The sequence below is a fragment of the Hominilimicola sp. genome (genome assembly GCF_046972485.1).
GTDB lineage: Bacteria > Bacillota > Clostridia > UBA1381 > UBA1381 > Hominilimicola > Hominilimicola fabiformis.
In genome coordinates this window covers 22,042-32,286 of record NZ_JBKVWU010000017.1, presented here as the reverse complement: position 1 = coordinate 32,286, position 10,245 = coordinate 22,042, and the positions used below count along the sequence as shown (strand labels likewise).

At 37.6% G+C, this 10,245-nt stretch carries 1 pseudogene (only partly in view); it reads right to left on the bottom strand.

Features of this window, described 5'->3' with window-relative positions:
- Positions 1-10,245 (bottom strand): annotated as a pseudogene (locus ACLTU0_RS03680) (hypothetical protein); its annotated part runs 22,041 nt beyond the window's last position; the annotation flags it as partial.

Sequence of the window (10,245 nt, the reverse complement as noted above, 5' to 3'; positions counted from 1 at the left end):
GTATAATAGATTGACGGGCTGCCGTCCGACTTCTTAAGTTCAATCGAGAAGTAGTTGTCGCCAGCCTTCAAATCTACGTTTGCAGTAAGCTGACCGCCCTTACCTGCTCCCAATGTATATGTCTGCGATACTGTAAGACCCGTCAACGTAATTGCGGCGTTTTTATCAACAGCATATATATCAACTTTAGCAGTTGGATTTTCTGCTTCTGAATATGAGTATGCCTCATATATAATCTTGCCGCTGTCAAGAGTTGTCTTAACTGCATCATTGTCATTTACACGGATTGCTCCAAGTGCTGCGTCAAGCATATCACGCTTAATTAAAATATTGTTAATTGTTATTAAGAATCCGTCTTCGTCATATACACGAAGCTGAACAATCGAATTAACTTCTTTTAGCTTAATTGTTGATTTAATAGTCTGCTCATTAGTTGTATCATCTACAAGTATCTTTTCACCGTCGTCAATCTGAACGTAATATTTATGACCTTGAGGGTCTGCCATATTAATTTGCATATCTGCATCGCTCAAGTAGAACGGAAGTTTTGTCGGACGTTCATAGTTTGAAATGATAACACCGTCTTCACTTGTAACCGGATCGCCGATTCTTTCTGTAAGTTCGTCATTTACAACTGTGTTCAAATCGAAGTTGTAGATGTACTGAACAATGTAAATCGTATAGTTCTGTGTTGCGCCTGACGGAGATTCTACCGTTACAGGAACTTGCGTAACACGACCGTTTAGTTTTACATCATCAATATATGTATTTACTGCGCTGTTCTGATGAACACCGTTTACATATATCTTAGCAAACTTATTCTCACTTATAAGTTTTACTACAGCTGTATCACGTCCTTGCGGAACTGATGCCAAGTAAGTTGTAAGACCTGTTATACTTGCATTCTTCAAGATTACTTCAGATTCATCTATAGGATAATCTTTGTATCCTTCTTTTCTCAAACCGATATTAACATTTTTCAACTGAGTACCCTCAGGGCTGTTAATAAGGTTGATTACATATTCCTGAGATGCGTTGTTGGTTCTCGATGTTACTTTAAATCTGAACTTATATAAATTTCTGTCTTCAATACTGGCGGCATCCGTTGTAGCACCTGCGAAGTTTACATTAGTTCCTTGAATTTGTTTATTATTGCTCAGTACATATGTACCATCTCTGTACTCATAGAACTGAATTACCGCATATGGGTCTATTGCGAATACAAACGGTTGTGCAATGTATGTATTCATCGGCATTTCAACTTTGTACGATATTGCCGTTGTATTAGGTTCCACACCCGCTTCATAACCTGTAACCTTACCTGTAACTCTTGTTGTCTGCTGAGTTTCAGTAGAAAGTCCGCCTGTAGCGTCAACATATACTTTGTCTATACCAAGTTCACTTGAAGCTTTCTGAATCATCAATGTGTAATCCTGTGTTTTGCCGTCACCGGCTGTTACTCTGGCTTTCAATATGATGTCATCTATACCTGACATTGATGCCTCTGTATCAACTGCCAACATTCCGCTCGCAATCGCAGGTTTACCAAAATCAGTAAAGAATTCAATCTTTGAACTTGCCGACTTAGTCTGTGACTTAACATATGCCATATTTGCCGTTGGATTAATATAGCTTATGTAATTATATGTATAAACATATTTGCCGTTTACAAGTGTCTTATCTTCGCTCTGCTTTGCAGCCTTTACATATGAGCTGTCAACTAACTTAATATCGCTGACAAACATATCAAGTTTCAAATCAGAACGCAATTCTTCAGGAGAAAGCTTTGTAATAATAAGCTTTGTTATTGCTATCTCATCAGGAGTTGTACCATCTGACAGCAAATCAGGTGAACCAACCTTAATATCAATCGTTACCGATGACGATGTCGGAATTGTTGATACGTCATAATTCAAATATGAATTGCTTGAAAGAGCAAATCCGTTATTCTCAAATTCTACGTATTCCCCGGCGTTTAGAGCAGTAGCTTTGATTTCATTTACAAGTGTTTCATCTGCCCCTACATCAATTCTGAATGTATGAGGGTCGTTTCTGTCTTGCTCTGCATAACGTCCGTCAAGTGTAATTTCCTTAAGCTTTAGATTATTCATCTTTCTGATAATCTTAAGTGTGTAGTATGCAGGTGCAATATCGCCTTCATAACTCCATACCGTTACCTGGAATGTTCTTGAACGTTCGCCTGTTGTTTCATCAACATCATCGTCATTACTGTCAAACGGAATATTTATCTTTAGAGTTTGATTTGTCGAAACAGTATCTACACCATCTATCGTCATACCAACTCTTGCTGTTGAGTAATCAGCACCGATTTCAATAGGAACGATTGATGTACCGTATGTTATATTCTTTATGATAATCGGATTGTTTACAGTTATATTTTCAACAACTGACTGGAACAACTTACCCGTTTTATCTTCAGGATATGCATATACGTGATCAATCTTTCTGTTATTAGACTTTCTGATTAGGTCTACTATGTATTCCTTACCATCACCAACACCTGACAACATTTCATCCTGTGAACGTATTCTAAAGTACAATGTGTAGTTTTGGTTAGGTTCAAGATTTGAAAGTTGTACTTGTTTTTGATGTAATTCATAGTTATTTGTATATGATGATGTATATGGGTCATAAATATCTACGCCCGCATATTCATAATCTGCGATTACCTTCATGTCAACAGATGTTATACCTGTTTCAATTTCTACAGTGTATCTGCCTGTGTTCTTATCGTACTTAGCAGGCGGTATGCTGTTAATTGTTCCTGCAGGACCAACCCATACACTGTAATTATCACTTTCGGCATCATATTCAACATCTCTGTTTGTGTTATCTGCAAGATAAACTCTCAATTCATATTCTTGCATTGTACCCGCTTCAGAGATAATTCTGAATTTAACCACATGAGGAATATCAGGATCTGCATCGTCAAACAAGTATGAGTGGGATACTCTGAACGGAATGTTGTATTTAGCATCATTTCCGTGATAATCAAAGTCGCCATCTTCCCATAGAAGTTCTGCTGTTGTATCCTTCGACTGAACAGCCGCCTGAACAACAACCGATGTCTTTTCAGCATTATTAACTGCTTTTTCATATACACTGTAAGGAATATAGCTGTTATAATACGGCAGATCCGAATCGTCCTCAGTGAACGGACCATATGCTTCTACACCATTAACCGTTACATAATCGGCATTAGTATTAATCGACTGGATTGTTACGTTTAATGCATTGTTTGAAGTATGTCTGCCGTCTTCTGATGTTACTACGTACGGAATTACCTTAACGCTTTCGCCATCCTTTACAGGAATCAAGATACCATGAATATCTCCGCCGTTTACTACATTTGAACCACTTATTACAGTGTCATCATCTGTTATTCCTGTATATATTTTACCGTTTAGAGTAATCTTAGCCTTTGAATACTCTGTCTTGATATATACTCTTAAATACTTATTACCGTTTTCATCAACTGTAAGTGTTGATTCGCTTACTTTGTAATAATCTACAACATTTGGACTTGTTTCACCGTCATATCTTGTAGTTTCATTTACAACAGTTTCTGAGTTGTCACTGCTGTTATGAAGTACATTTGTATTTTCTGACAATCTGTAGATTACAACCTTATACTGATGAGTATATCCTGTACCTGCTTCAGGTATTGATACAATAGTAATATTTGTATCAGGAGTATCTTCAGATACTGATCTTGCCGTATTTACAGGGATTGTAAGTACACCATCTGTCGGATAATTATAATCAGATCTGTTTACAATTCCGTTTTCAGATACTGAATTTACCGATACTGTCGGATCATATGGAGTTGGTGCATGTTCATCAATGCGAAGTCCAACCTTTACAGTTGCATCCTTCACGATACCGTATCTATAGATAATCTCATCGCCGACCTTTTCAGGATTTTTAAGCAAGTTACCGTCAATATAAATATCAATATCTGCATCAGTGTTCTTATACTTCTGACCTATTAAGAATGTATAAGTCTTAACAGTACCAATCTTTTCATCAATAGTTGCATCTGCTTGAGCCTTATAGTTATTAGCTACACCAACCTGAATCTTAACTACTGTAAATCCACCGTCTTTTTTGATTAGAGGAATCTTATAAGACTGGTTGCTTGTCTGACGCCATCCGCCATCCCATACAACGCTTGCATCGGTTGCTGAATAGTCGTTTGCTGCGGCTGTTTCATATGCTGCAACCTCTTTCTCATATTGAGCAAGTGCTGCTGCATACTGTTCATCTGTCATACTTCCCTGAGTAGGTTTTTCAGGTCTTGTCAAGTGACCTATTCTGATGTAGTTATTAGCATCCTTAGCCAACACTGATGCGATTGCACTTGGCAAATCATCAGTCTGCGGATCAAGACGAACAACATATGCATTTCTTGTGCTGTCCCAAAGAGCATTTGACAAGTTGCCGCCGCTGTAAGGTCCTGCCTGTACAGCTTCAAGATCAAGATTCAATCTATTGATATTAATTTTATACTCAGCAGTAGTATTTAATGAAGATTTAATCATTACATTAATAGTGTTCTTACCTGTTATTGTAAAGTTCTTATAAACATTATTATGTAATGACGAAGTATTATCGTCAATCTGTACTTCTGCCAACAGAGTTGATGCTATCGCCTCAAGATCTACTGTTGTAACATCAGACGGAATCCATAGCTGATATTCACCGTTTGTATCCTCTCCGGCTTCAACAGTTGTTTTTGTTCCGCCGTCATCGTAAGTTGCGGTAAATGTCTTAAGGTTTGCATTATCACTCTTCTTGTAGATGTATAGATATGATACCTTAATTGTTTCTAAGTCAGCAGCTTTTGACTTGATTTCATAGATTGTTAATTCTTCGCCGTCAAGAAGTACATTAGTTGCTGTCCACTTATCCGAATTAGCTGATGTTGGGTCTGTTGCCGTTGGGCTACCTGCATTTACAAGTGTATAAATATCATTAGCCTCTATCAAAATATCAACATATGTCTTATTTGTAAACGGAACATTACCCGGAGTATCAAGTTTAACTACATATACATCTGCAGTTGCTCCTGTTTCTTCATCTATTACTCTGTTTTCAGCTGCCGGAGTATAAACATTGCTACCGTATGTTACCTTAACAGTCTTTAATGAATCATCAATACTCTTTCTTGTTAAGTGAAGTACATAATGTTCAACAACATTCTCTTCTGTTGTTACGTCAATCGGAATGTAAATATCCTTAATTGATGTATCAAGGTTATATCTTTCGATTTCTTGTACATTAGCCGAATTATACTCTGATGCAATGCTTACCTTTGAAGTAGAGTTTACGGTTTCAGCCTTAATATTGATATATTCAAGGTCTTTGGTAATTACATAGTTATAAACATTTTCATTTATATCTGTAACATCTGTATAACCCGAACCTACAAGAACATTGCCTATAAGAGTAAGCGGATCAACCTGTACATACTTCAAACCTGTATGATATTCAGCAGGTTTCAAGATTAACGGATATTCAACTGTTGAAAGTGCATTACCGTTTGTTACTCTCAATGTATAAGTTGTTGTAGTACCAACATTTGCAGGAAGTGCTGTATTAATCCATGTCAAGCCGTTCATGCTCTCATATGAAACAACATTTCTATCTTTGTCAAGTACTTCAACTGTACCTGATATAGGAGTAATTTCTGCATTTACAGAATCAGCTGACTTACCTATTTCTGCAACGTATGTGTTATTTACACGAGCAACTGTCGTTCCGTCAATAACAACGCTGTCAAGTGTTGCCAAAGTAGGTTCTTTAATAATTACAAGATTATGTTCCTGACTTGCACCGCTTGTTGATGTAATTGTAAACGGAATTATTGTCTTATCATTGATAAGTCCGTTTATAACACCTTCAAATACACCTGTATATGAACCGCCTCTGATTGCGATTGTTGAATAAGGATTCTGAGCCTTTATGTAAATATTAGCCGAATTTTTAGTATCTCTGATATATACAATATGTTCGCAGGTTGTTTCTCCGTCTGCAAACAAGTCAATGCTTTGTGCAGAAACTGACGAAGTCTTATTTGTAACTTGTAGCATTGGGTAGCTGCCTGATGTCATATACCATATATCATTGAAGTTCCAATCGCTAAAGATTGACTGAACATATAGGTCAGATGCAGCAATACTGCTATTATCATTTGTCGTAACGATTGATGTATCATTCTTAACAAACAATGCACCCATTACACCGTGTGTATGTGTAATTGTACCGTCACTGTTAATAGCAATCGATGCTTTATCAAACATTGAGCTTGACAGATTTGCGTTAGCGAATACATATCCGATTGTTGCACCGGCATTATTGCTTATTACTATACCTGCAGAAGCATTGTTGCTTACAAGTGCAGTTGATGTAATATATGAGTTTTCAATAGTACCGTTGTTTTCGATTGCAAAACCGGCTGCATTCTTAGCTGTAATCTTACCGCCCGTTTCAATTGCAACTTGTTCGATTGTACCGTTGTTAATGCCTGCTACCACAGATGCATTTTCAACTCCGTTTTCACCGATTGTCGCAACCGCAAATCTCAAGTTCTTAACAGTACCGTTGTTTACAGCAAACAAAGCTGAATAATCTTGACCGTTTACGCTCTTCTGTGATGTAATCTTCAAATCGGAAATTGTAAATCCGTTACCGTCAAGACTACCTGTAAATGGTGTATCTTCTGAACCGATAGGATCCATTTGAATGTAGTCCGAATTATACTTCATTGAAATATTATTCTTCAATACATAATGCTTTGTTAAGCTTTCCTCATCATTACCGATGCTCTTCAATCCTGCGGCTGATGTGATTTCAAACGGACGTGCTTGGCTGCCGTCAGGAATGTTAAGATTTGATATATCTGCATCAGCTGATTGGTTCCTGAATGTAGGATACTGAGCTGTCTTGATTACCCATGTATTTGCAAAGTCCCAATCATTGAATGTTGCTATATCTCCAAGCTTTTCAGGAAGAACTGACGCACTGTTATATACATTGCTGTTGCTTCCCACCTTGCTGTAGATTTGGCTAGGCATTACTGCATATGCATTATTTATTGTTGAGTTGTTAAGGTTCAATACAACAATCGACGCTACGTGTTCATCGGTTAAATTACTTGATGTTGAGCTTATTGAACCTACATTATATACATTCTTAACAGCGTTATGGTTCAATGCTGCAATACCTGCTGCGTACTCACCTGATGTAATTGTTGCTTTATTATATGCGTCTTTGATAGTACCACGGTTATCACCTGCTACACCACCGGCTGCATATGAAGATTCAATATTACCTGAAGCTACGGCTACTCTTGAAATTACACCGTTTTGTTCATTCTTACCTGCCACGGCACCGATATATTGATATGATGTGCCTGCAACAGATGTAATATTTACATCTTCAAGTTTGAAGTCATAAACTTCACCCTTATTTACACCAAACAAGCCGTATGCTGTATCATTTGATGTAGCTGTAATTGTTAGATTTGATATTGACTTTCCGTTACCGTTTAGGTTACCTGTAAACGGTTTGGAAGTTGTACCAACCGGAGTCCATGCAGTACCGCTTAAGTCAATATCATTCATCAATACATAGTATGCATCAAGATGATCTGACATAGCCTGAAGTTCTTCGGCCGTCGTAATCTGGTAAGGTGATGCCTTACTGCCGTCAGGGTCTTCAGGAAGGATAGTTGAGCCGCCGCCGCACGATGCATCTTTAGCTACATATTCGTCCTCTGTACCTCTTTCGGCGATTACCTTTTCTACACTTGTATTATTGCTGTACTTAACAATTACAAGTTCATATCTGCTTGTCTTTGTTCCGTCAGAAACAACAATATAGAATTTATTTACTGTTCCAAGGTTTGCAATATCAGGTACTGATAATTGACCTTGATCTTCACCAAGAACAACATCACCTGTGTCTGTTACTCTGATAAGTCCAAGTTTTGAATCGCTTCTTCTTGTTGCAATTACAATGCTTGCACTGTCATCTGTGCTCGGAATAGCTGTCTTATAATTTCCGTACTTATCCGGAGTTAGCTTTGTATAATCTCTTTCTGACTTGCTCTGAACCATTACATTTGAAAGTGCCAAAGACTGGTCTTGTCTTACAAGTGTAATTGTTTCTGCAATAAAGCTGTTATCATCATACGGATATGAGTAAATCTTGAATTTAACAGTTGTTGTCTTACCCGAATCAAGAGTTACTGTTTCAGTATTTTCACTTACCTTAAACTCGCTGTCACCAATCTGTACCTTTGAAACTTCGCTGTCTGCAACAACTTTAATATCTGCCGCAGTTGCTCCGTAAGGTACTTCATAAGTGTAACCGCCGCTTGTCTTTGTAAGCTTGGTTCCGTTGACATAGACTTCTTTTTCACCCGTATTGCTTCTTATAATATACAATGTGTATGCTTGCTCTGCCTTACCGTCCTTAGATGTAACGGTAAAGTCAACCTTAGATACGTTCCTTGTAACATTATAAGATACGTTCAAGACACCGTTTGTTGATTTATCGCTGCCAAGTTTAACTACTGCATCTTCGTTTGCCGCAGTTATTGTAAGTATGCCGTTTGTTACGGTACTGTCTGCTCTTACAAGATATGTATTAGACTTAAAGTCTGCCTTTTCAGCTGTTACACCGTCAAAGACAACACTCTTTAGAGCTACGTCTGAATCTTCAACATACTTAATTATTACTTGATATGGATCACTTACAACCTTACCGTCATAACTCATAATTCTGAAGTTAAATACTGTATCATTTTCTGAGTTAAGTGCAAGATTTTCAAATACATAACCGTGTGAGTTGTCACTTACAAGAATACCGTCAATACCGAATCCTGTAAGTTCTACCTTTGCCATGTTACCTGTAGGAACGATTGAAAGGTCAACCGGATTACGTCTGTTTACAACTGCTGTGTAGATACGGTCATCAGGAACTGAGAATAACGAAATATCTACATCTGTTGAGGCACCGGCTGTAAGTTCAGTCTTATTAAGTGAAACTGACTTGACATCTGTGTCTTCGTAATCAGTATATACATACAATGTGTATGTCTGCTTTACACTGCCTGATGATGATCTAATTGTAAATTCAAACTTATTTACCTTTGAAACATCGGGTTCATCAAGCATTCTCTTTGCAATAAGTTCACCGTGGGCTACATCGTAATCGCCTGTTTCACTATTCTTCATTGAGATTTCTGCAATACCGCTTGATGTATGTATTGTGATAGTTGCAGGGTTTTCTGCTCTTGAATCGCCTCCGTTAAGCTCTGACGGAATTGCAATCTCATAGATAGTAGGATTATTCTTTCTTGTGATTGCTGCGATACCATTTACGATAACCTCGCCTATCTCTGTGTTATTACTGCTCTTATAGATACTTACTGTATAAGTCTTCTTAGCATTTGGTGTACGTACATCATCAACATACAACTGTGAACGAACTTCTACAGTTATAGTTGTTTCTTCTTCAGAAGACAATGTATATGAAGTATCTGACCATACGTTGATGTATGGAATTGAAAGTGCATTTCCTGCTACATTGACAAGTTTAGCATATTGATTTGCTGTAATTGTTACATCTGCCTCAGTTACGGTTGTCGGAACGCTGAATGTATACTTCAAACCATTTGAGATAGGAGTTGTATTTACAGTATCATTAACCTTTACATTGTCAAGTGACAAGTCATCTGATGCACCCTTTAATAATAAGTAGTAGTTCTTAACCAACTCTGCCTTATCATTTTGAGGTTTAACGGTAATTCTCAAGTATCTCTTACCGCCAATAGGAACACCGCCTACAACCTTATATCGGAATGCACCTTCGTCGGTCTTCTTTCTTGTGATGATGTCACCTGTCGAATCTATGATGTTTTCACTGTCATCAGGCAATGCTACTTCATGTATTGATTCGATTGTTGCATACTTATCTGTAAGCAGTATGTCAAGCAATGTATCGTGGTCAGGAACGTTTGCTTCATACAATACTGTCATTGACATATCAACATTGTATTCGCCGTCCAAACCTTTTTCTGTTGTTATACTCTTAATTGATGTATCGTCTGACTTTTCTCTGAATTCAAGAACATAGTTCTTCTTCGAGCCGTTTTCAGCCTTTACTTCGATTACATATTTACCACCGTTTGCATTTGCCGGCAATGTATCCTGCCAA